General features: G+C 61.9%; 22 protein-coding genes. 14 read left to right on the top strand and 8 right to left on the bottom strand.

Features of this window, described 5'->3' with window-relative positions:
* Positions 1–103: 103 nt before the first annotated feature.
* Positions 104–1,528, bottom strand: a complete 1,425-nt coding sequence (aspA, locus tag LOY45_RS26490) for an aspartate ammonia-lyase (protein ID WP_045199650.1) — start codon at positions 1,526–1,528, stop codon at positions 104–106.
* A gap of 177 nt (positions 1,529–1,705) precedes the next feature.
* Here aspA and LOY45_RS26485 point away from each other — a divergent pair, with 177 nt between their 5' ends.
* The 5 genes from LOY45_RS26485 (at position 1,706) to LOY45_RS26465 (ending at position 5,328) form a co-directional block, all read left to right on the top strand.
* Positions 1,706–2,617: a LysR substrate-binding domain-containing protein gene (locus LOY45_RS26485; RefSeq protein ID WP_010222804.1), complete on the top strand. Its 912-nt coding sequence runs from the start codon at positions 1,706–1,708 to the stop codon at positions 2,615–2,617.
* 200 nt (positions 2,618–2,817) lie between these two features.
* Positions 2,818–3,309 (top strand): 5-(carboxyamino)imidazole ribonucleotide mutase, encoded by a 492-nt coding sequence (gene purE / locus LOY45_RS26480; protein ID WP_115084630.1) that lies wholly within the window; start codon positions 2,818–2,820, stop codon positions 3,307–3,309.
* Between the two features lie 10 nt (positions 3,310–3,319).
* On the top strand, positions 3,320–4,402 hold the full coding sequence (locus tag LOY45_RS26475) for a 5-(carboxyamino)imidazole ribonucleotide synthase (RefSeq protein WP_115084632.1): 1,083 nt from the start codon (positions 3,320–3,322) through the stop codon (positions 4,400–4,402).
* Positions 4,403–4,495: 93 nt separating this feature from the next.
* Positions 4,496–4,744 carry a GlsB/YeaQ/YmgE family stress response membrane protein gene (locus LOY45_RS26470; RefSeq protein WP_010222807.1) on the top strand — a complete coding sequence of 83 codons (249 nt, stop codon included), beginning with the start codon at positions 4,496–4,498 and terminating at the stop codon, positions 4,742–4,744.
* Between the two features lie 50 nt (positions 4,745–4,794).
* Positions 4,795–5,328, top strand: a complete 534-nt coding sequence (locus tag LOY45_RS26465; protein WP_166675759.1) for a DUF3299 domain-containing protein — start codon at positions 4,795–4,797, stop codon at positions 5,326–5,328.
* A 52-nt stretch (positions 5,329–5,380) separates the two neighbouring features.
* Here LOY45_RS26465 and LOY45_RS26460 read toward each other — a convergent pair whose 3' ends face one another.
* Complete coding sequence (locus tag LOY45_RS26460) at positions 5,381–6,277, bottom strand: D-hexose-6-phosphate mutarotase (protein WP_115084636.1); 897 nt, start codon at positions 6,275–6,277, stop codon at positions 5,381–5,383.
* Between the two features lie 72 nt (positions 6,278–6,349).
* On the bottom strand, positions 6,350–6,751 hold the full coding sequence (locus tag LOY45_RS26455; protein WP_009402429.1) for an acyl-CoA thioesterase: 402 nt from the start codon (positions 6,749–6,751) through the stop codon (positions 6,350–6,352).
* A 371-nt stretch (positions 6,752–7,122) separates the two neighbouring features.
* Here LOY45_RS26455 and LOY45_RS26450 point away from each other — a divergent pair, with 371 nt between their 5' ends.
* From LOY45_RS26450 to LOY45_RS26415, 8 genes are all read left to right on the top strand, one after another.
* A complete protein-coding gene (locus tag LOY45_RS26450) occupies positions 7,123–8,412 on the top strand; it encodes an MFS transporter (RefSeq protein WP_115084638.1) in 1,290 nt (429 codons plus the stop codon).
* A gap of 161 nt (positions 8,413–8,573) precedes the next feature.
* Positions 8,574–9,572 carry a phosphate ABC transporter substrate-binding protein PstS gene (locus LOY45_RS26445; protein ID WP_010225946.1) on the top strand — a complete coding sequence of 333 codons (999 nt, stop codon included), beginning with the start codon at positions 8,574–8,576 and terminating at the stop codon, positions 9,570–9,572.
* Between the two features lie 139 nt (positions 9,573–9,711).
* Positions 9,712–12,000 (top strand): ABC transporter permease subunit, encoded by a 2,289-nt coding sequence (locus LOY45_RS26440; protein ID WP_258578584.1) that lies wholly within the window; start codon positions 9,712–9,714, stop codon positions 11,998–12,000.
* 71 nt (positions 12,001–12,071) lie between these two features.
* Complete coding sequence (gene pstA / locus LOY45_RS26435) at positions 12,072–13,688, top strand: phosphate ABC transporter permease PstA (protein ID WP_177414932.1); 1,617 nt, start codon at positions 12,072–12,074, stop codon at positions 13,686–13,688.
* A gap of 97 nt (positions 13,689–13,785) precedes the next feature.
* Positions 13,786–14,619, top strand: coding sequence for a phosphate ABC transporter ATP-binding protein PstB (gene pstB, locus LOY45_RS26430; protein WP_115084643.1), 834 nt, complete (start codon positions 13,786–13,788; stop codon positions 14,617–14,619).
* A gap of 121 nt (positions 14,620–14,740) precedes the next feature.
* On the top strand, positions 14,741–15,499 hold the full coding sequence (phoU, locus tag LOY45_RS26425; RefSeq protein WP_038997986.1) for a phosphate signaling complex protein PhoU: 759 nt from the start codon (positions 14,741–14,743) through the stop codon (positions 15,497–15,499).
* Between the two features lie 152 nt (positions 15,500–15,651).
* Positions 15,652–16,548: a response regulator gene (locus tag LOY45_RS26420; protein WP_115084644.1), complete on the top strand. Its 897-nt coding sequence runs from the start codon at positions 15,652–15,654 to the stop codon at positions 16,546–16,548.
* Between the two features lie 185 nt (positions 16,549–16,733).
* Positions 16,734–17,630, top strand: a complete 897-nt coding sequence (locus tag LOY45_RS26415) for a peptidoglycan DD-metalloendopeptidase family protein (protein ID WP_115084646.1) — start codon at positions 16,734–16,736, stop codon at positions 17,628–17,630.
* Positions 17,631–17,636: 6 nt separating this feature from the next.
* On the opposite strand, the gene LOY45_RS26410 is transcribed toward LOY45_RS26415, so the two are convergent.
* The 3 genes from LOY45_RS26410 to phoB form a co-directional block, all read right to left on the bottom strand.
* Complete coding sequence (locus LOY45_RS26410; protein WP_038997990.1) at positions 17,637–18,977, bottom strand: hemolysin family protein; 1,341 nt, start codon at positions 18,975–18,977, stop codon at positions 17,637–17,639.
* A gap of 113 nt (positions 18,978–19,090) precedes the next feature.
* Positions 19,091–20,365, bottom strand: coding sequence for a phosphate regulon sensor histidine kinase PhoR (gene phoR / locus LOY45_RS26405; RefSeq protein ID WP_233673890.1), 1,275 nt, complete (start codon positions 20,363–20,365; stop codon positions 19,091–19,093).
* 151 nt (positions 20,366–20,516) lie between these two features.
* The gene (gene phoB / locus LOY45_RS26400; RefSeq protein ID WP_010225936.1) at positions 20,517–21,206 is read right to left on the bottom strand and encodes a phosphate regulon transcriptional regulator PhoB; all 690 of its coding nucleotides are present in this window, start codon (positions 21,204–21,206) and stop codon (positions 20,517–20,519) included.
* A gap of 146 nt (positions 21,207–21,352) precedes the next feature.
* On the opposite strand from phoB, the gene LOY45_RS26395 reads away from it, so the two are divergent.
* Positions 21,353–21,724 carry a COG4315 family predicted lipoprotein gene (locus LOY45_RS26395; protein WP_115084648.1) on the top strand — a complete coding sequence of 124 codons (372 nt, stop codon included), beginning with the start codon at positions 21,353–21,355 and terminating at the stop codon, positions 21,722–21,724.
* 64 nt (positions 21,725–21,788) lie between these two features.
* Here the strand turns inward: LOY45_RS26395 and ubiA are convergent, their stop codons facing one another.
* Together ubiA and LOY45_RS26385 are read right to left on the bottom strand one after the other, a co-directional pair.
* Complete coding sequence (gene ubiA, locus LOY45_RS26390) at positions 21,789–22,676, bottom strand: 4-hydroxybenzoate octaprenyltransferase (RefSeq protein WP_115084649.1); 888 nt, start codon at positions 22,674–22,676, stop codon at positions 21,789–21,791.
* Positions 22,676–23,239 carry a chorismate lyase gene (locus LOY45_RS26385; RefSeq protein ID WP_115084650.1) on the bottom strand — a complete coding sequence of 188 codons (564 nt, stop codon included), beginning with the start codon at positions 23,237–23,239 and terminating at the stop codon, positions 22,676–22,678. Before LOY45_RS26385 ends, ubiA begins: the two co-directional genes overlap by 1 nt.
* Positions 23,240–23,315: the final 76 nt, after the last annotated feature.

Below are 23,315 nucleotides of genomic sequence, written 5' to 3'. Positions count from 1 at the left end.
GCGGCAGGAGGGCATAAAAAAAGGGCCCGGGGAGTGATCCCTGGGCCCTCAAAAGGTGAGAGGTGTCTAGTCCCTCGACCTGGTGAGCGTGTTACAGCATCGGTTACGCCTTGAGCGGCACCAGACGCGGAGCAATCATGTTTTCCGGACGCAGGATGTCGTTGAGCATCTCTTCGTCCAGCAGGCCTTCCTCACGTACCAGTTCCAGCACACCACGGCCGCTTTCCAGGGCGATGGCAGCGATACGGGTCGCGTTTTCGTAGCCGATGTACGGGTTCAGGGCAGTGACCAGGCCGATCGAATGTTCGACCAGTTCGCGGCAGCGCTGTTCGTTGGCGGTGATACCGACGATGCAGTGCTCGCGCAGCATGTCCATGGCGCGTTGCAGCAGGCGGATCGAGTCGAAGATCTTGTAGGCGATCAGCGGCTCCATGACGTTCAGCTGCAGCTGGCCACCTTCGGCCGCGACGGTCAGGGCCAGGTCGTTGCCCATGATGGCGAAGGCCACCTGGTTGACCGCTTCCGGGATTACCGGGTTGACCTTGCCTGGCATGATCGAGCTGCCTGGCTGACGCGCCGGCAGGTTGATTTCGTTGATGCCGGTGCGTGGGCCGCTGGACAGCAGACGCAGGTCGTTGCAGATCTTCGACAGCTTGACCGCGGTACGCTTGAGCATGCCCGAGAACAGGACGAAGGCGCCCATGTCCGAGGTGGCTTCGATCAGGTCGGCAGCCGGTACCAGCGGCTGGCCGCTGATGGTGGCCAGGCGCTGTACGGCCAGGAGCTGATAGCCTGGGTCGGCGTTGATGCCGGTACCGATGGCGGTACCACCCAGGTTGATTTCGGTCAGCAGCTCTGGCGCCAGGGAACGCAGACGGTTGAGGTCTTCGGTCATGGTGGTGGCGAAGGCGCGGAATTCCTGGCCCAGGGTCATCGGCACGGCGTCCTGCAGCTGGGTACGGCCCATCTTCAGTACGTGGTCGAATTCCTGACCTTTGGCAGCGAAGGCCTGGATCAGGCTGTCGAGGCTGGCCAGCAGGGCGTCGTGACCCAGCAGCAGACCCAGGCGGATCGCGGTCGGGTAGGCGTCGTTGGTCGACTGCGCCATGTTCACGTCGTTGTTCGGGTGCAGGTACTTGTACTCGCCTTTCTGGTGGCCCATGGCCTCCAGCGCGATGTTGGCGATCACTTCGTTGGCGTTCATGTTGGTAGAAGTACCAGCACCGCCTTGAATCATGTCGACCACGAACTGCTCGTGGTAGTCGCCGCGGATCAGGCGGGCGCAAGCCTCGCTGATGGCAGCGTGCTTGGCATCGCTCAGGTGACCCAGCTCACGGTTGGCGTCGGCAGCAGCCTGCTTGACCATGGCCAGGGCCACAACCAGTTTAGGGTAGTGCGACAGCGGAACGCCGGAGAGGTGGAAGTTGTTGGCAGCACGCAGAGTCTGGATACCGTAGTAGGCATCAGCAGGGACTTCGAGGGTGCCAAGCAGATCTTTTTCGACACGGAACGATGCAGCAGCGGACATGATAGATATCATCTCGAGTTTGGCCCGGCACATGCCGGAATGGCGCCAATCCTAGGCTTGCGCCGATTTTGCGGCCAATGCTGTTGCGCGCTAACCTATGCACAAACGGCATACAGGTTGGTGTGACGCCAACTGCCGATCGAGCGTGTTCAATTTTGGTGCATGCCTGGAGAGCCCATGAACCTTGAGAGCAAATGGCTGGAAGACTTCAGTGCCCTGGCCGCGACCCGCAGTTTTTCCCAGGCCGCCGAGCGCCGTTTCGTCACCCAACCGGCCTTCAGTCGGCGGATTCGCAGCCTGGAAGCGGCGCTGGGGCTGACCCTGGTCAACCGCTCACGCACGCCTATCGAGCTGACGGCGGCGGGGCAGTTGTTTCTGGTGACGGCGCGTACGGTGGTTGATCAGTTGGGCGAGGTGCTGCGCCATCTGCATCACCTGGAAGGCGGGCAGGGCGAGGTGATCCAGGTGTCGGCGGCGCACTCGCTGGCGCTGGGGTTCTTTCCACGCTGGATTGCGCAACTGCGTAACGACGGCCTGAACATTGCCACGCGCCTGGTGGCGACCAACGTCGGCGACGCCGTGCATGCCCTGCGCGAAGGCGGCTGCGACCTGATGCTGGCCTTCTACGACCCGGATGCAGCCTTGCAGATGGATGCGGAAATTTTCCCGTCGCTGCACCTGGGCCACACCGAGATGTTGCCGGTGTGCGCCGCCGATGCCGAGGGCAAGCCGCTGTTCGACCTGGAAGGCGAGGGCAGTGTGCCGTTGCTGGCCTACAGCGCTGGGGCGTTCCTCGGACGTTCGGTCAATCTGCTGCTGCGCCAGCGCAACCTGCGTTTTACCACTGTCTATGAAACGGCGATGGCCGACAGCCTCAAGAGCATGGCCCTTGAAGGCCTGGGCATCGCCTGGGTACCACGGCTGTCGGCGCGGGCCGAGCTTGAGCGCGGTGAGCTGGTGATTTGCGGCGGCAGCCAGTGGCACGTACCACTGGAAATCCGCCTGTATCGCTGCGCCCTGGTGCGCAAGGCCAACGTGCGCCTGCTGTGGCGCAAGCTGGAGGGTGGTTCGCCAGCCGCCGGGGCTTGACCCGAAAGTCAGCCAAAGCCCCGAAAAATAAGGCCGACAGTTGGTCGTCAGGGTGCATCCAAGACGTTCCTTTGCGGTATACTGCGCGGCCTTTGGTCGGTATGCCCGGCCCTAATTCGTATAACAAGCCACGCCGGTCGTCCCGCGTGGCTTGTTGTTTTTTGACGCGCCTGCGGGCGCCCAAGAGAAGAGGCTCGACGATGAGTGCACTGGTTGGCGTGATCATGGGCTCCAAGTCCGATTGGTCCACCCTTAGCCACACCGCCGATATGCTGGAAAAACTCGGCATTCCCTACGAGGTCAAGGTGGTGTCTGCCCACCGGACCCCGGACCTGCTGTTCCAGTATGCCGAAGAGGCCGAAGGCCGTGGCATCGAGGTGATCATCGCTGGAGCCGGTGGCGCTGCCCACCTGCCAGGCATGTGCGCGGCCAAGACCCACCTGCCGGTGCTGGGCGTGCCGGTACAGTCGTCGATGCTTTCCGGTGTCGACTCGCTGCTGTCGATCGTGCAGATGCCAGCCGGTATTCCGGTAGCCACCCTGGCCATCGGCAAGGCCGGTGCGATCAACGCCGCGCTGCTCTCGGCGAGCATCCTCGGCGCCAAGCACCCGCAGTTCCACACTGTGCTCAAACAGTTCCGCACTGAACAGACAGACAACGTTCTGGACCATCCAGATCCGCGCCAGGCCTGAGGTCAAAAGCATGAAAATCGGTGTAATCGGTGGCGGCCAGCTGGGCCGCATGTTGGCCCTGGCAGGTACCCCGCTGGGCATGAACTTCGCTTTCCTCGACCCGGCTCCGGACGCCTGCGCGGCGCCTCTGGGCGAGCACCTGCGCGCCGATTACGGTGACCAGGATCACCTGCGGCAGCTGGCTGACGAAGTTGACCTGGTGACCTTCGAGTTCGAAAGCGTCCCGGCTGAAACCGTGGCCTTCCTGTCGCAGTTCGTGCCGGTCTACCCGAGTGCCGAGTCGCTGCGCATCGCCCGCGATCGCTGGTTCGAAAAGAGCATGTTCAAGGACCTGGGCATTCCCACTCCGGCCTTCGCCGATATTCAGTCGCAAGCCGACCTGGATGCCGCCGTTGCCAGCATCGGCCTGCCTGCCGTGCTCAAGACCCGCACCCTGGGTTATGACGGCAAAGGTCAGAAAGTGCTGCGAACTGCCGAGGATGTTGTAGGCACCTTCGCCGAACTGGGCAGCGTCCCGTGCCTGCTCGAAGGTTTCGTGCCGTTCACCGGCGAAGTGTCGCTGATCGCCGTGCGCGCCCGTGATGGCGAAACCCGTTTCTACCCGTTGGTGCACAACACCCACGAGAGCGGCATCCTGCGCCTGTCGGTGGCCAGCGAAGACCACTTGCTCCAGAGCCTGGCCGAAGACTACGCCGGCCGCGTGCTCAAGCAACTTGACTATGTCGGCGTGCTGGCCTTCGAATTCTTCGAAGTCGATGGCGGCCTCAAGGCCAACGAGATCGCCCCGCGGGTGCACAACTCCGGGCACTGGACCATCGAAGGCGCCGAGTGCAGCCAGTTCGAAAACCACCTGCGCGCCGTTGCCGGCCTGCCGCTGGGTTCGACTGCCAAGGTCGGCGAAAGCGCCATGCTCAACTTCATCGGTGAAGTGCCGGCGGTCGACAAGGTGATTGCCATCGACGAATGCCACCTGCACCACTACGGCAAGGCCTTCAAGGTCGGGCGCAAGGTCGGCCATGCCACCCTGCGTTGCGACGACATGGCGACCCTGGAGCAAAAAATCCAGCAAGTCGAAGCCCTGATCAAGGGCTGAAGGGAACCTTCCCGCTGCTCTATCCCTCTGATGGCAGGATGCCAAAGCGCTGACTAGGCTTTGGCATGCGCCATTCAACTCAGAGGGATTGCCATGGGTATCATCGGAACCATCTTCATCGGCCTGATCGTCGGTCTGCTGGCACGCTTTCTAAAGCCGGGCGACGACAGCATGGGCTGGATCATGACCATTCTGCTGGGTATTGCCGGTTCGCTTGCCGCGACCTACGGCGGCCAGGCGCTGGGCATCTATCAGGCCGGAGAGGGTGCGGGTTTCCTCGGCGCGCTGGTGGGCGCGATTGTCCTGTTGGTGATCTACGGCCTGGTCGTCAAAAAGAGCTGACGGCAGGCTAGAATGCTCGGCACCGAACTCCTTCGTTGCCGAGCTTTTTCATGCACCGTGTATTACTTCTCTCCCTATTGCTGCTGAGCGGCCTGGCCCGGGCTGAAATGCCGGAAACCGACTGGCTGGAACTGATGCCCAAGTCGGACCAGAAAGCCCTCGAGCAGATGCCCGAAATCGACCACAACTCCCCGGAAGCCATGGGCACCTTCACCGACAAGGGTGGCCTGAAGCAGAGCAAGGGCCTGCCGGCGGTGATGTATTCGACCAAGACCGTGCCGGCCATGAACGGCAAGCACATCCGGCTGGGCGGTTATCCGGTGCCGCTGGAAACCGACGCCAAGGGCAACAGCACACTGTTCTTCCTGGTGCCTTACCCGGGCGCCTGCATCCACGTGCCGCCACCGCCACCGAACCAATTGGTGCTGGTGCGCTACCCCAAGGGCCTGAAGCTCGACGATATCTACACGCCGCTATGGGTCAACGGCACCTTGAAGGTGGAAACGGTCAGCAATGACCTGGCCGATGCCGCCTATGCAATGGATGCGGCCAAGGTGCGAGTGGTTGAAGACGCAGATTTGTGAATGATCGCGGGGCAAGCCCGCTCCCACAGATCATGCGCCCCGCGATAGCGATCTAGAGCGCCTGGCTGCCGATCGTCAGGCTCAGCGAATGGGTCGCCCCCGGCGCCAGTGTCACCAGGTCATCCACCACGTTGGCGGTCTCGATGCAGAGCATGCGCTGCCAGCCATCCTCGGCCATGTCCGGCAACTCGGCGGCACGCTCGGTCCAGGGGTTCCAGATCACTGCCGTACGCGAACCCTTGGCCGTTATCACCACGCGGCGGTTCCAGGCCGGGTCGACGATGCTCAGTTGCTCGGGCGCCTGCAGATAAATGCGGTCGGTTTCACCGGCAAAGCCCAGCGCGCCTTGCTGCTGGCGCTGCTCCCAGTTGGCCAGGGTTTCGATGTAGCTCAGGCCATCGACACCTTCGACCTGCACCTGCCGCACATCGCTGACGGCGAAGTAGCTGTGCAGCGCCTGGCTCAGGGTGACCGGAACGTTGTCGAGGTTGTAGCTGGAGAGGGTGATACTCAGCTGTTCGCCCATGACGATGGTCAGCTTGAGCTCGACAATGTGAGGCCAGCCGGGGAGATCGCCCTGACTGGCGGGCAGGGTGAACTCGGCGCGCACGCTGTCGCCGCTGCTGTCGATGCCCAGCAACTGCCAGTCACGGCCGCGCACCAGGCCATGGGCCGGGCCGTCTTCACCGTGATACATGGCCTGCACGGCTTCGGGGTTGCGCTTGAAAATGCCGAACCAGGGCCAGCACACCGGAACCCCGGCGCGCACGGATTTACCCTGCCTGAAGATGGCTTGTTCGCTGAGCCACAGCAAAGGCGGCTCGCCGAGGCGCTGATAGCTCAGCACCTGCGCGCCCTGCTGGGCGACCAGCAATTCAGCCGTGTCGCTGGTGATGCGCCAGCAATTGAGCTCGCCGTGCTTTTCGGATTCGACCTTGGGTGTGGACATGCGCTTTATCTCGTTGGTTTGCCGTACGGCCTTGGACCGCTTGCATGCCTTCGAGTTTACCGCGCAGCGGTCTCAGCGACGAGGAGGAACCGAACGGGTGCGACCGCTGCCGTCGATGGCGACGAACACGAATACGGCTTCGGTAACCTTGCGCCATTCGCTGGACAGCGGATCGTCACTCCACACCTCGACCATCATCTGGATCGAGCTGCGGCCGATTTCCAGGGTCTGGGTATAAAAGGACAACTGCGCGCCGACAGCCACCGGCACCAGGAATGCCATGCGATCGATGGCTACGGTAGCCACTCTGCCACCCGCAACGCGGCTGGCCATGGCGGTACCGGCCAGGTCCATCTGAGCGACCAGCCAGCCGCCGAAGATATCGCCAAAACCGTTGGTTTCACGGGGCAATGCAGTGATCTGCAAGGCCAGGTCGCCTTGCGGGATAGGATCTTCTTGTTCGAGTTCAATCATGCCGGGGGTGCCTCTGACCCATGACGCTTCGTTGGTTGGCGCTATGACAGACGCCTCGAAAAACGATTCAGCACAACTATTCTACGCTGCTTTCGCTTTGCCAGGCGGCGAAGGGAAACTCTGCGAAACCGACTAAGCATACCTAGCGGCGTTTTCGCACAACATCCTTCAGAAGACCCAACCTTTTCCTACAAGCGGCCAGTATATAGAGCCGAAAGCGCAGCGACGACCATGCAGTCATGAATACTTGTATTGAATTTGTACTGCTATGTGCTTTTTCCGCCAATTTGCTATCTTTCGATGCTTCCCAGGCCGAAACCCGCGTGCCAGGCGGCCTGCACCCCAATAAGAAATGCCAACAAGAGAGACCTATGACCTCCGTGCCCGGCAGTATCGCGCAGCCTTCGAGGCCGCTGACCCGCAGTGACTACAAGACCCTGTCGCTTTCCGCCCTGGGCGGTGCGCTGGAGTTCTACGATTTCATCATCTTCGTGTTCTTCGCCACGGTGGTCGGCAAGCTGTTCTTTCCCGCCGAAATGCCTGAATGGCTGCGTTTGATGCAAACGTTTGGCATCTTCGCCGCCGGCTACCTGGCACGGCCTCTGGGTGGCATCGTCATGGCCCACTTCGGCGACCTGCTGGGGCGCAAGAAGATGTTCACCCTGAGCATCTTCATGATGGCCGTGCCGACGCTGATCATGGGCCTGCTGCCGACCTACGCGCAGATCGGCCTGTGGGCGCCGATCCTGTTGCTGGTGATGCGGGTGATCCAGGGCGCGGCGATTGGTGGTGAAGTGCCGGGCGCCTGGGTGTTCGTCTCCGAGCACGTGCCGGCGCGCAATACCGGTTACGCCTGCGGTACGCTGACGGCGGGCCTGACCGCCGGGATCCTGCTCGGTTCGCTGGTGGCAACGCTGATCAACACTGTTTATAGCCAGCAGGAAGTCGCCGATTACGCCTGGCGTATCCCGTTCCTGCTCGGCGGGGTGTTCGGCCTGTTCGCGGTGTACCTGCGCCGCTGGTTGCATGAAACCCCGGTGTTTGCCGAGATGCAGGCGCGCAAGGCGCTGGCCGAAGAGGTGCCGTTGCGCGCGGTGTTGCGTGACCACCGTGGTGCCATTGTCCTGTCGATGCTGCTGACCTGGCTGCTGTCGGCTGGCATCGTCGTGGTGATTTTGATGACCCCGGCGCTGCTGCAGAGTCTTTACCAGGTCAGCCCGACCGACTCGCTGAAGGCCAATAGCCTGGCCATCGTCCTGCTCAGCCTCGGCTGCATCGGCACCGGTGCATTGGCCGACCGCTTTGGCGCCGGCCGGGTATTCATCGTCGGTAGCCTGGCGCTGCTGGTCACGTCCTGGACCTTCTATCACACCTTGCCTACCCACCCGGAGTGGCTGTTCCCGCTGTATGCCCTGACCGGACTGTGTGTCGGCATTGTCGGCGCCGTGCCTTACGTCATGGTCAAAGCCTTCCCGCCTGTCGTACGTTTCAGCGGACTGTCGTTTTCCTACAACCTGGCCTACGCGATTTTTGGCGGGATGACGCCGATGGTAGTGACCGCGTTGCTCAAGTTCAGCCCGATGGCACCGGCCTACTATGTTGCTGGCATCTGTGCCATTGGTCTGCTCGTGGGTATTTATCTGACGGCGAAGAAGCGCTGAAACCGCTCTAACACAACCCTCGCAACATTTTGAAAAGGCCATCACCGCTAGCCGGTGATGGCCTTTCATCTAATTGTCACATTCGATTCATAGAGTAGTCATACGGCCTGCAGATACTTGGGCCCGATCCATCTCACCCCAATTCCTGCTAGGAGCAAGGCATGAAACTGAAGCGTTTGATGGCGGCCCTGACTTTCGTCGCCGCTGGCGTTGCCACCGCCAATGCGGTTGCCGCTGTTGACCCAGCTATTCCGACCTACACCAAGACCACCGGTGTGTCGGGCAACCTCTCCAGCGTCGGTTCCGATACCCTGGCGAACCTGATGACCCTGTGGGCCGAGGCCTACAAGAAGGAATATCCGAACGTAAACATCCAGATTCAGGCTGCCGGCTCCTCCACCGCGCCACCCGCGCTGACCGAAGGCACCGCCAACCTCGGCCCGATGAGCCGCAAGATGAAGGACGTCGAGCTGCAGGCCTTCGAACAGAAATACGGCTACAAGCCAACCGCCATCCCGGTTGCCGTCGACGCCTTGGCCGTATTCGTGCACAAGGACAACCCGATCAAAGGCCTGACCATGGCCCAGGTCGATGCAATTTTCTCCTCGACCCGCCTGTGCGGCGCCAAGGCCGACGTCAAAACCTGGGGCGACCTGGGCGTGACCGGCGACCTGGCCAACAAGCCAGTGCAGCTGTTCGGTCGTAACTCGGTGTCCGGCACCTACGGCTACTTCAAGGAAGAAGCCCTGTGCAAAGGCGACTTCAAGCCTAACGTCAACGAACAACCTGGCTCGGCTTCGGTCGTGCAGTCGATCAGCAGCTCGCTGAACGGCATCGGTTACTCGGGCATCGGCTACAAGACCGCCAGCGTCAAGACCGTGCCACTGGCCAAGAAGGAAGGCGGTGCTTTCGTTGAAGACAACGAAGCCAACGCCCTGAACGGCACCTACCCGCTGTCGCGCTTCCTCTACGTCTATGTCAACAAGGCACCGAACAAGCCTCTGGCCCCGCTGGAAGCCGAGTTCGTCAAACTGGTCCTGTCGCAAGCCGGCCAGCAAGTCGTGGTCAAGGACGGTTATATCCCACTCCCTGCCAAAGTGGTTGATAAAGCCCTGGCGGACCTGGGTCTGAATCACAACGGCAACGTTGCGAAGAAGTAACTGAAAGACCGGCGGGGTCAGGTTTTGACCTGGTCTCGCCACAAATTGCGAGTCCGCTGCCAGGGGTATCTGCGCGGCGGGCTTTTTTGCGTCACTGCATTGTCATGTTTTTGTCATACGGGACCGCTAGGGTGTGCGCATGAATGATCTGGCCAACTCCACAATGACCCAAAATTCTCCCCCCGTGCGGATTGACTTCAATACGCCCGAACTGCAACGCAAGCGGCGCATGCGTGCGCTCAAGGACCGCCTGACCCGCTGGTATGTACTGGTGGGCGGGCTTGCCGTGCTGGCGGCAATTACCCTGATCTTCTTCTACCTGGCCTACGTGGTCGTGCCGCTGTTCCAGGGCGCCGAACTGACCAGCAAGAAGGCCCTGGAGCCGACCTGGCTGCAGCAGGACGCCGGCAAGCCGCTGATGATCGCCCTGGAAGAACAGAACCTGGTCGGCATGCGGGTTTCCGACAAGGGCCAGGCGCTGTTCTTCGACACCAAGACCGGTGCCGAGCTCAAGCGCGTCGAGTTGCCGGTGCCAGCCGGTACCCAGGTGACCTCGATCGGTGCCGATCAGCCGGGCAACCCGCTGGTGGTGCTGGGTTTGTCCAACGGTCAGGCGCTGGCGTTCAGCCACAGCTACAAGATCACCTACCCGGACAACAAGAAAACCATCAGCCCGGGCATCGACTTCCCTTATGGCCAGGCGCCGTTCACCCTGGATGAACAGGGCCGGGCGCTGGAGCATGTCAGCCTCAACGTGAATGGCGAGACCCTGGTGGTGGCCGGCTCTACCGGTGCGCACCTGCAGGTTGTGTCGCTGAGCCGCGAAGAAAACATGATGACCGGCGAAGTCACCAGCGAGCAGAGCCGTATCGAGCTGCCGCAAATGACCGAGCCGGTCAAAGCCATTTTCATCGATCCGCGCCAGCAGTGGCTGTATGTAATCAACGGTCGCGCCCAGGCCGACGTCTTCAGCCTGCGCGACAAGAGCCTCAACGGCCGCTACAAACTGCTCGACGACGGCAATGCCGAAGTTACTGCCAGCACTCAGCTGGTGGGCGGTATCTCGCTGATCATCGGTGACTCCAAAGGTGGCCTGGCCCAGTGGTTCATGGCCCGCGATCCGGACGGCGAACAGCGCTTCAAGCGCATTCGCGAGTTCCAGATGGGCAAGGCGCCGATCGTCCAGATCGATGCTGAAGAACGCCGCAAGGGCTTCATCGCCCTCGATGCCGATGGCGAGCTCGGTGTGTTCCACAGCACCGCGCACCGTACCCTGCTGGTCGAGCCGGCCGCTGAAGGCGCGGGCGTCCTGGCGCTGTCGCCACGGGCCAACCGCATCATCATCGAAGAAGGCGGCAAGCTGCTGCCGCTGACTTTGAAGAACCCGCACCCGGAAGTGTCCTGGAGTGCGCTGTGGAGCAAGGTCTGGTACGAGAACTACGATGAGCCGAAGTACGTCTGGCAGTCGACCGCCTCGAACACCGACTTCGAACCCAAGCTGAGCCTGTCGCCGCTGACCTTCGGTACCCTGAAGGCGGCGTTCTACGCGATGATTCTCGCCGCGCCGCTGGCCATTGCCGCCGCCATCTACACCGCCTACTTCATGGCCCCGGGCATGCGCCGCAAGGTCAAGCCGGTGATCGAGCTGATGGAAGCGATGCCGACGGTGATTCTCGGCTTCTTCGCCGGCCTGTTCCTGGCGCCGTTCCTTGAAGGGCACCTGCCGGGCGTGTTCAGCCTGTTCCTGTTGATGCCGCTGGGTGTTCTGGTGGCTGGTTTTGCCTGGAGCCGTCTGCCCGAGTCGCTGCGCCTGCGGGTACCGGACGGCTGGGAAGCGGCGATCCTGATCCCGGTGATCCTGTTCACCGGCTGGTTCGCCCTGTACATGAGCCCGTTCATCGAGACCTGGTTCTTCGACGGCGACATGCGCCTGTGGATCACCAACGATCTGGGCATCACCTACGACCAGCGCAACGCTCTGGTGGTCGGTATCGCCATGGGCTTCGCGGTGATCCCGAACATCTATTCGATCGCCGAAGATGCCGTGTTCAGCGTGCCGCGCAGCCTGACCCTGGGTTCGCTGGCGCTCGGTGCCACGCCGTGGCAGACCCTGACCCGTGTGGTCATCCTGACCGCCAGCCCGGGGATCTTCTCGGCGCTGATGATCGGCATGGGCCGCGCCGTGGGTGAAACCATGATCGTGCTGATGGCCACCGGCAACACCCCGGTCATGGAAATGAACCTGTTCGAAGGTATGCGCACCCTGGCGGCCAACGTTGCGGTGGAGATGCCCGAGTCGGAAGTCGGTGGCAGTCATTACCGCGTGCTGTTCCTCGCCGCGCTGGTGCTGCTGATGTTCACCTTCGTGATGAACACCTTGGCCGAGCTGATTCGCCAGCGTCTGCGCAAGAAATACTCGTCGCTTTGATAGAAAGGTAGCGATCCGTGAAAAAGGATTCCCTCAAAAGCTGGTTCAAGAGCGGCGCCCCCGGCGTCTGGATGAGCGGTGGCGCGGTCGCCATCGCGGTGATCATGACCATCGGTCTGCTCGCCGTGATCGCCGTGCGCGGCCTCGGCCACTTCTGGCCGGCCGACCTGCTGCAAGCCAGCTACAACGTGCCTGGCCAGGCCAATCACATCGTCGTGGGCGAAGTGGTACAGAAGGAAGAAGTACCTCGTGCCCGTCTCAAGGGCGCCGGCCTGCCGGTGCCTGACGAAGGCCCGGAGTTCATGACCCGCGAGCTGATCAAGGTCGGTAACCGCGACCTCAACGGCAGCGACTTCACCTGGGTGGTCGGCGAATGGCTGGCCGACCAGCAAAAGCCGGTCGAGCTGATCGCCCTGGAGCGCCGCGAGTGGGGCAACTTCTACGGTTACCTGGTCAGCGTCAAGGAAAACGGCAAGGTTGTCGCCGAAGGCCAGGCGGCCTGGAACGAACTGCAAAACCGCCTCAAGCGTGCCGACAAACTGGCCGGCGAACTGCAGAAGCTTGAGAAGAAAGACATCGGTGCGATCAACTACGGCCTTGAGCGCCTGCGCCTGCAGACCCGCAAGCTGGAACTGGATGGCAAGCTGGATGCCGCTGCCCAGGCCGATATCGAAGCCGAGCGCGCCGAGCTGAACAACCGTTACAAGGCCATCGAAGAGCGCCTGGGCGGCCTGCACCAGGACTTCGGCCGCGACAGCCTGGTAGCCAAGGACGGTAATGGTCGTGAGGTGGAAATCAACCTGAGCAAGGTGGTGCACGCCTACCAGCCGAACGGCATGGGCGTGTTCACCAAGCTGGGCGTGTACTTTGCCAAGGTCTGGGAATTCCTCAGCGACGACCCGCGTGAAGCCAACACCGAAGGCGGGATCTTCCCGGCGATCTTCGGTACCGTGATGATGACCCTGATCATGGCGGTGATCGTCACCCCGTTCGGCGTGCTGGCGGCGGTGTACCTGCGTGAGTATGCGCGTCAGGGCCCGGTGACCCGCCTGATTCGTATTGCGGTGAACAACCTGGCGGGTGTTCCGGCGATCGTTTACGGCGTGTTCGGCCTGGGCTTCTTCGTCTATGTGCTGGGTGGCTCGCTCGACCGCCTGTTCTTCCCTGAAGCGCTGCCCGCGCCGACCCTGGGTACCCCGGGCCTGCTCTGGGCTTCGCTGACCCTGGCGCTGCTGGCGGTGCCGGTGGTGATCGTGGCCACCGAAGAAGGTCTGGCGCGGATTCCGCGCACGGTCCGCGAAGGATCGCTGGCGCTCGGTGCGACCAAGGCCGAGACCCTGTGGAAGATCGTCTTGCCGATGGCCAGCCCGGCGATGATGACCGGCATGATCCTCGCCGTGGCCCGCGCCGCAGGTGAAGTCGCGCCGCTGATGCTGGTGGGTGTGGTCAAGCTGGCGCCTTCGCTGCCGGTGGACGGCAACTACCCGTATCTGCACCTGGACCAGAAGATCATGCACCTGGGCTTCCACATCTATGACGTCGGCTTCCAGAGCCCGAACGTCGAGGCCGCGCGGCCGCTGGTGTACGCCACCGCGTTGCTGCTGGTGCTGGTAATCGCCACCCTGAACCTCTCGGCGGTATGGATTCGTAACCACCTGCGCGAGAAGTACAAGGCGCTGGACAGCTGACTGAAAGCTATTAGCCATAAGCGGCAAGCTACAAGCCGCTTTTGCTCAAACTTGCAGCTTGCAGCGAGAAGCTAGCAGCTACAAACGGAGTGAAATCATGCAACATGAAACCCATTCTCACGGTATAGACATGTCGGCCCTGGGTCGCGACAAACAGAGCCTGCGCCTGGCTGAAGAAACCGTAGCCATCGAAGTGCCTGGCCTGAGCCTGTACTACGGCGACAAGCAAGCCCTGTTCGATGTCAGCATGAACATCCCCAAGCAGCGCGTGACCGCCTTCATCGGCCCGTCCGGCTGCGGCAAGTCGACCTTGCTGCGTACCTTCAACCGCATGAACGACCTGGTTGACGGCTGCCGCGTGGAAGGCGCGATCAACCTCTACGGCAACAACATCTACCGCAAGGGCGAAGACGTTGCCGAGCTGCGCCGCCGGGTCGGCATGGTGTTCCAGAAGCCCAACCCGTTCCCCAAGACCATCTACGAGAACGTGGTCTACGGCCTGCGCATCCAGGGCATCAACAAGAAGCGTGTGCTCGACGAAGCCGTGGAGTGGGCGCTCAAGGGCGCGGCGCTGTGGGAAGAGGTCAAGGACCGCCTGCACGAGTCGGCGCTGGGTCTGTCCGGTGGTCAGCAGCAACGTCTGGTGATTGCCCGCACCATCGCCGTGGAGCCGGAAGTACTGCTGCTCGACGAACCCTGCTCGGCACTCGACCCGATCTCGACGCTGAAGGTCGAAGAGCTGATCTACGAGCTCAAGTCCAAGTACACCATCGTCATCGTTACCCATAACATGCAGCAAGCGGCGCGGGTCTCGGACTACACCGCATTCATGTACATGGGCAAGCTGGTGGAGTTCGGTGATACCGACACGCTGTTCACCAACCCGGCGAAGAAGCAGACCGAAGACTACATCACTGGCCGTTACGGCTAACGGCAGTTGCAAGCTTCAAGCCGCAAGCTGCAAGAAAGTGGCGAGCGTGAAGCCCGGGAACGACACGAACAAACTTGAAGCTTGAAGCTTGCTACTTGAAGCTTTTTCGCGGAGCGAAAGCATGATCGATAAAGACAGCCTTACCCACCATATCTCCCAGCAGTTCAACGCCGAACTCGAAGAGGTTCGCAGCCACCTCCTGGCGATGGGCGGCCTGGTCGAGAAGCAGGTCAACGACGCGGTTACCGCGCTGATCGAGGCCGACTCGGGCCTGGCCCAGCAGGTGCGCGAAGTCGACGAGCAGATCAACCAGATGGAGCGCAACATCGACGAAGAGTGCGTGCGCATTCTGGCCCGTCGTCAGCCGGCGGCGTCCGACCTGCGCCTGATCATCAGCATTTCCAAGTCGGTGATCGACCTGGAGCGCATCGGCGACGAGTCGACCAAGATCGCCCGCCGCGCCATCCAGTTGTGCGAAGAAGGCGAGTCGCCCCGCGGTTACGTCGAAGTGCGCCATATCGGCGACCAGGTGCGCAACATGGTCCGCGATGCCCTCGATGCCTTTGCCCGTTTCGACGCCGACCTGGCGCTGTCGGTGGCCCAGTACGACAAGACCATCGACCGCGAGTACAAGACCGCCCTGCGCGAGCTGGTCACCTACATGATGGAAGATCCACGCTCGATCTCGCGTGTTCTCAGCGTAATTTGGGCCCTACGCTCGCTGGAGCGTATCGGCGACCACGCGCGCAACATCTCCGAGCTGGTGATCTACCTGGTGCGCGGCACCGACGTCCGTCACCTGGGCCTCAAGCGCATGCAGGAAGAGGTTCAGCGCAGCGGCGAAAAGGCTAATGTTCCGGGCAAATCTGACGATAACTAAGACTGCCCGAGAATGAACGCCCGGCCTTGGCCGGGCGTTTTCGTTTGCGGGTGAGGCAGCCGCGAACGAAACAACGAGTCCCGGCGTGACCCAATGTTTGGCAAATGGCCATCAGTCAGCGTTATGCTAGTCGGGATTCAATAGGAGTGGCGATGAGTAAAGTCAGTGTGTTGGTTGTGGATGATGCGCCGTTCATTCGCGATCTGGTCAAGAAGTGCCTGCGTAACTACTTCCCCGGTGTTGTGATCGAAGACGCGGTCAACGGTCGCAAGGCCCAGACCTTGTTGAGCCGTGAGACCTTCGATCTGGTCCTGTGCGACTGGGAAATGCCGGAAATGTCCGGCCTTGAGCTGCTGACCTGGTGTCGCCAGCAGGAGTCGATGAAGACCCTGCCGTTCATCATGGTGACCAGCCGTGGCGACAAGGAGAACGTGGTTCAGGCGATCCAGGCCGGGGTCTCGGACTTTGTCGGCAAGCCATTCACCAACGAGCAGCTGCTGACCAAGGTGAAAAAAGCCCTGACCAAGGTCGGCAAGCTCGACACTTTGCTGGCCAGTGCACCGACCCGCGCTACTTCGGCGTTTGCCAACGACTCGCTGAGTGCCCTGACCGGCGGCCGTGCCGAAACGGTCAAGCCGGCAGCGCCAGCAGCCCCGGTAGCGGCGGCCAAGCCACTGGTGAGCGCTCCCAAGCCTGCAACTGCCGCACCGGCAGGTCGTGGCCAGGGCCAACTGCGTTTGCCAAGCGGCGTTCAGCCGTGCGTGATCAAGGCCCTGAGCCTCAAGGAGGCGCTGTTGGTGGTGCGCCGTGGCGAAACCCTGCCACAGGTACTGGAGGGCGCGGTGCTTGACCTGGAGCAGGGCGAGAACGCCGAGATCGCCCGTCTCAATGGCTACCTGCATGCGATTGCCGCGCTGGAGCCCAAGCCGGACAGCGACTGGCTGCAACTGACCTTCAAGTTCGTTGACCAGGATGCGCAGAAGCTCGACTACCTGTCGCGTCTGATTGCCCGCGGATCGGCGCAGAAGCACTTCGTGCCGGGGGCCTGACGGCCCCATCCCTGGCAAGCCAGCTCCCACAGGGTCTGTGACTATCGTTTCTGTGGGAGCCGGCCTTGCCGGCGATCAAAGCACCGCTCGTCTCCTGGCACACCCCTGAAACACTCTCGCCCCATCCCCGCCAAAATCTGCTGCTAGGCTTCGACAGACCATCAACTGTCAAAAAGCCACTACTCATGCCTGCACGCACGCTGCTGTTCTGCGCCTTGCTCACGGCTTGCGGCCCTGTGCTCGGCATAACCCTCTACAAAAGTACCGACGCCTATGGCGTGGTGTCTTATTCCGATCGCCCGATTCCCGGCAGCCGGGCGTTTGTCTTTGGCGACAGGATGGTCGAACAGCTGGACACCCAGGTGCAGTTGCAGGTCAACCGGTTTGCCGGTGGTGTGCGCTTCAGTGCGCGCAACGACACTTACGCGCCAGTCGAGGTGGAGCTGCGTCTGCAGCGCATGGGCAATGTGCAGGGTGGGGCGTCACGGCTGGTACGGGGGGTAATACCGGCACGCACGACGATGCCGTTGACCCTGCTAAGTGCACGGCAGCCCGGCAGACCGGTGAGCTATAAGGAGAAATTCTCTTACGCCCTGGGCAACCCGGGCCAGCGCCAACTGGCCTTCCGCTACCCCTTGCCCTGGCGCGGCGGGCCTTTTCGCCTGAGCCAAGGGCCAAACGGCCGCTACAGCCATTTCGGGCCCAAGGGCCGCTATGCCATGGACATCGCCATGCCTGAAGGCACGCCGATCATCGCCGCAAGGGCGGGGGTAGTGATCAAGACTGAAAACAGCCAAAGCGGCCGTGGCAGCCATCCTTCGGGCAATTTCGTGCGGGTCCTCCACGAAGACGGCACCATGGGCGTGTACCTGCACCTGATGCGCGGCTCGGTGGTGGTCAGGGAAGGGCAGCGAGTGGTGTACGGCACGCCGCTGGCCAAATCCGGCAATACCGGCAACAGCAGTGGCCCGCACCTGCACTTTGTGGTGCAGCGCAACGTCGGGCTGGCGCTGGAGTCGATACCCTACCAGTTCAACCAGCCCGTCGGCGGGTTGCCGAACTTTACCGCCGGCAACCCCTGAGGCGGTTCAATCGAGCTTGAGCACCTTGGCCAGGACGATCTTCGGCCCTTTCATCTTCTTGATGATGATGCGCAGGCCTTCGACTTCCAGCAGCTCTTCCTCTTCCGGCACCCGCTTGAGGGTCTCGTAGACCAGGCCGGCGAGGGTTTCCGCTTCGATATGGTCAAGGTCGACACCAAGCAGGCGCTCGACCTTGAACAGCGGTGTATCACCGCGCACCAGCAGCTTGCCCGGCTGATAGGCGAGGATGCCGCGTTCGGCCTTGCGGTGTTCGTCCTGGATATCGCCAACCAGCACTTCCAGCACGTCCTCCATGGTCAGGTAGCCGATCACCTTGCCGTCGGCTTCCTCGACCAGGGCAAAGTGTGCGCCGCCTTTGCGGAACTGCTCCAGCAAGTGAGCCAACGGCATATGCCGCGACACACGTTCCAGCGGGCGGGTCAGTTCCGCCAGGTTGAACGACTCGGGAATATGGTCGAGGTCGGCCAGCTCCAGCAGCAGATCCTTGATGTGCAGCAGGCCGATGAATTCGCCGCGCTCGGCATCGAGTACCGGGTAGCGGCTGAACTTGTGCCGGCGGAACATCGCGAGGATTTCCTTGAGCGGTGCATTGGCGTCGAGACAGACCATGTCTTCACGGGAGTTGGCCCAGTCGACTACCTCCAGCTCGCCCATTTCCACTGCCGAAGCCAGTACGCGCATACCCTGGTCGCTAGGGTCCTGGCCACGGCTGGAGTGCAGGATCAGCTTGAGCTCTTCACGGCTGTAATGGTGTTCGTGGTGCGGCCCGGGCTCGCCCTGGCCAGCGATACGCAGGATGGCGTTGGCGCTGGCGTTGAGCAGGTAGATGGCCGGGTACATGAGCCAGTAGAACAGGTAGAGCGGCACCGCCGTCCACAGCGACAGCAGCTCGGGCTTGCGGATCGCCCAGGACTTGGGCGCCAGCTCACCGACGACGATGTGCAGGTAGGAGATGACGAAGAAGGCGCTGAAGAACGAGATGCCCTTGATCACTTCCGGCGACTCGACACCGACTGCGCCCAGCAGCGGTTCGAGCAGGTGTGCGAAGGCTGGCTCACCCACCCAGCCCAGGCCCAGCGAGGCAAGGGTGATACCCAGTTGGCAGGCGGACAGGTAGGCGTCCAGTTGGCTGTGGACGGTACGCAGGATCTGCCCGCGCCAGCCATGCTGCTCGGCAATCGACTCGACCCGGGTCGAGCGCAATTTGACCATGGCGAACTCGGCGGCAACGAAAAAGCCGTTGAGCAGCACCAGCAGCAGAGCAAAAAGAATCATGCCGAAATCGGCGAACAGTGCAGCGAGGTTGAAACCAGGGGAAGGGTCCATGATGGAGTTTTACGGGGTCCGTCTTCTAAGAATGGGAGTACAGCAATGCCAGCATGTGCTGGCGCGAGTCAGCCAATGTAGCGGCTGACTGTGCAAATTTAAAGGGCGGCGGCTCAGGAGGCCTGGCGCGCCGCGATCTGGGCAGGGGAGAAATGGCAGGTAAAGGTGCTGCCGTGGCCGGGTACGCTGCTGATTTCCAGGCGCGCGCGATGGCGCAACAGGACGTGCTTGACGATCGCCAGGCCCAGGCCGGTGCCGCCGGTGTTGGAGGCGCGGCTGGAGTCGACCCGATAGAAGCGCTCAGTCAGGCGTGGCAGGTGCTTGGGGTCGATGCCGATGCCTGAATCCTGCACGCTCAGGTGCGCGCCTTGCTCGTCGGCCCACCAGCGGATGCGGATCTGGCCTTCATCCTGGGTGTATTTGACCGCGTTGAACACCAGGTTGGAGAAGGCGCTGCGCAGCTCTGCCTCGCTGCCCTTGAGGCGGATGCCTGGCTGGGCTTCAAGGCTGATGCGCTGGTTACGTTGCCCGGATAGCGCCTGAGCGTCGCCCTTGATCGACTGCAGCAGGGTTTCGACGGCTACTGGCTGGTTGTCCGAGGGGTAGTCGGTGGCCTCCAGCTTGGCCAGCAACAGCAGGTCATTGAGCAGGGTCTGCATGCGCCCGCCTTGCTGCTGCATCTGCTGCAGGGCGCGAACCCAGCGTGGATTCACCTCCTCAACGTTGTCGAGCAAGGTTTCCAGGTAGCCGGCAATCACCGTCAGCGGCGTACGCAGCTCGTGGGAGACGTTGGCAACGAAGTCCTTGCGCATCTGTTCCAGCTGGTGGATGCGGGTGACATCGCGCACCAGCATCAGGTGTTCGTTGTTGCCGTAGCGGGTGATGTGCAACTGCACGCGCATGCGGTCGTTGATCGGTGAAGGGATTTCCAGCGGCTCTTGATAGTTTTCCTGCTCGAAATACTCCTTGAAGCGCGGATGGCGGACCAGGTTGGTCACCGGCTGGCCGCTGTCCTGCGGGGTTTTCAGGCCCAGCAGAGTTTCTGCTGCGCGGTTCCACCACTCCAGGTTGCCATCGCTGTCGAGCATGATCACCGCGTCCTTGAGCGCAGCGGTGGACTCCTGCACCCGGTCGATCACCGCCTGCAGGCGCCCGCGCACGCGCTGATCGCGGCGTTGCAGGTGATAGATGCTGTCGAACACCTCGCCCCACAAGCCATAACCATCGGGCGGTGCTTCATCGGGTTTGTGCAGGCGCAACCATTCATGCAGGCGCAGCAGTTGCTTGAGGGTCCAGCCCAGGTAGATGGCCAGGCCCAGGGCCAGGCTCCAGCCATAGTAGCCGCTGATCAGGCCCGCCAGCAGGCAGACGGTGATCAGCAACAGCATGTGGCGAATCAGGGTGCCATGCCAGTTCTGGTTCAATTGGGATCCTTAGCGGATCAGCTGCACGTTGCAAGCTACAAGCTGCAAGGTTGAAGCGGATCTGCGTTTGCTTTTGCTCTTTCTTGCAGCTTGAGGCTGGCAGCTTGCAGCGTTCTCAACTTTTGGTCGAGAACCGGTAACCCGTGCCGCGGACGGTTTGTACCAGATTTTCGTAGGCATCACCCAGCGCCTTGCGCAGGCGGCGGATGTGCACGTCGACGGTGCGCTCCTCGACATAGACATTGCCCCCCCAGACCTGGTCGAGCAGCTGGCCGCGGGTGTAGGCGCGCTCCTGGTGGGTCATGAAGAACTGCAGCAGGCGGTACTCGGTCGGGCCCATTTCGGCGGGCTTGCCGTCGATGGTCACCCGGTGGCTGATCGGGTCGAGCAGCAGGCCACCGACTTCGATCGGTGCTTCGCCATCGCTCGGGCCTGCACGGCGCAGTACGGCCTTGAGCCGGGCTACCAGCTCGCGCGGCGAGAATGGCTTGGTGATGTAGTCGTCGGCGCCGACTTCCAGGCCCTGGATCTTGTTGTCTTCCTCACCCTTGGCGGTGAGCATGATGATCGGGATGTCGCCGGTCAGCTCGTCACGCTTGAGGCGTCGGGCCAGCTCGATGCCCGAGGTGCCCGGGAGCATCCAGTCGAGCAGGATCAGGTCCGGCTTGCGGTCGACGATAATGGCGTGGGCCTGCTGGGAGTTCTCGGCTTCCAGGCAGTCATAGCCGGCCATTTCCAATGCAACGGCGATCATCTCGCGAATTGGCGCTTCGTCGTCAACGATCAGAATGTTTCTGCCAACCATGCTCAAACCTCTTCCATTAAAGGTGTCTTGGCCCGCATTAGATAACGGAATTATTGCAGTCGTGTGACAGCTCGTGGGCCATTGCAGCAACATTCTGTTACTGGGCTAGGCTTAAACTCCCTCTCCCGATTATTACGGTGAATCCAATGACACGACATACGCTGAACTGGATGACGCTTTTCGCTGCAGTGGCACTGGCGTTGCCAGGGATAGCGTCGGCCCATCATGCCATGATGAAGGACGGCATGATGGTCGACCATGCTGGCATGACGCTCTACACCTTTGACAAGGATTCGGGCGGCAAGTCCATGTGCAACGATGAGTGTGCCAAGAACTGGCCGCCGCTGATGGTCAAAGCTGGCGACATGGCGGAAGAGGGCTGGACTCAAATCAAGCGCGATGACGGTTCAATGCAGTGGGCCTACAAAGGCAAGCCGGTGTACACCTTCATCAAGGACAAGAAAGCCGGTGACATGACCGGTGATGGCATGAAAGATGTCTGGCACGTGATCAAGTAACAGTGCCTTCAATCGCGGGGCAAGCCCGCTCCTACATGTAGGAGTGGGCTTGCCCGCAAAAAAATCAGAAACTGTAATCCAGCACGATGCCGATAAAGATCAGCAGCCCCGCCCAGTGATTGTGCAAAAAGGCCTTGAAGCACGACTCGCGGTCCAGCTTGCGCGTCGACCAGAACTCCCAGGCAAAGCACACTAATGCCGCCAACAGCCCCAGGTGGAACCAGCCGCCCAGCTCGAAGCGGTTGCCGGCCAGCAGCAGGCAGCCCAGCGACAGCACCTGCAAGGTCAGAATGATCACCCGATCGGCTTCGCCAAACAGAATGGCAGTGGATTTGACCCCGATCTTCAGGTCGTCATCACGGTCGACCATGGCGTAGTAGGTGTCGTAACCCACGGTCCACAGCAGGTTGGCGATGTACAGCAGCCAGGCAATGGCCGGCAGCTCGCCGGTGGCGGCGGTGAAGGCCATGGGGATGCCCCAGGAATAGGCCGCGCCCAGTACTACCTGTGGGTAGTAGGTGTAGCGCTTCATGAACGGGTAACAGGCCGCCAGCGCCACCGCGCCGAACGACAGCCATACCGTGGTGGCGTTGGTGCATAACACCAGCAGAAAACTCACTCCGACCAGCACGGCAAACAGGGTCAGCGCTTCGCGGGCGTTGATCCGGCCAGCGGCCAGAGGGCGATCGGCGGTGCGTTTGACGTGGCCATCGACCTTGCGATCGGCAAAGTCGTTGATCGCGCAACCGGCGGCGCGCATCAGTACCACGCCAAGGGTGAAGATCAGCACGTTGGCCACGGTCGGTGTGCCCTTGGCCGCAATCCAGACTGCCGAGAGGGTTGGCCACAGCAGCAGATAGATGCCGATCGGGCGGTCCATCCGGCTCAGCTGAATGAAGTCCCAGGCCCGTGGGTGCAGGCGATTGAACGACTTGAGCAACTGCAGGTACATCAGTGGTTCTCCGAAGGGGTGTCGGCAGCAATCCACAGCGTAGGCAAGAACACCTCGGCCACCAGCACGCTCAAGGGGCCGCGGTCAAAGCGTGAGCGGCGCCCCCACAAGCTTTCATGGCGTTGTTCCGCCGGCAGCCAGGCCTGTGGATAGTTGCAGACCTCAATGGGCCTGCGGACAAAACCCTTTTCGCAAAACAACAGCTCACCCAGTGAGCGGCTGCCCAGTGCTTCCAGGTCCAGGCCGCCACTTTCCAGCGAACTGCGCGCGGCCACGCTGCGGGCGAACACCCAGGGCTGGCCATGGCCGCGCAGGTACACCTCGCGCACCCAGCCTTCGCTGCCCTGGGGCAGGTCAAGGGCCAGGCATTCGTCGTCGCGCAGGCGTTGCCAGCCTTCGCAAAGGGGTGTCACGGAAAAGTGATCGGCGGATAATTGGATCAGGCGGCGGGTCAGGGAGCCCTGGTCGAACAACCAGTCAAGGGTCGCGGGCGAGGTGTTGTCTGCCACGTCAGGGTGCTGCAGCCAGAATGCAGCGGGCGCTTGCAATGTTTCGTACGGCACGTCGGTATCGAATAACAGGCCAGAGAGACGCCGAGCTTAGCATGATTGCCCGATCCGGCTTGCATGCTGGCACCTC

Source organism: Pseudomonas wadenswilerensis, from assembly GCF_024749185.1.
Classification (GTDB): Bacteria; Pseudomonadota; Gammaproteobacteria; order Pseudomonadales; family Pseudomonadaceae; genus Aquipseudomonas; species Aquipseudomonas wadenswilerensis.
Note: the sequence above shows the minus strand (reverse complement) of the source record. Positions and strands in the feature narration are given on the sequence as shown.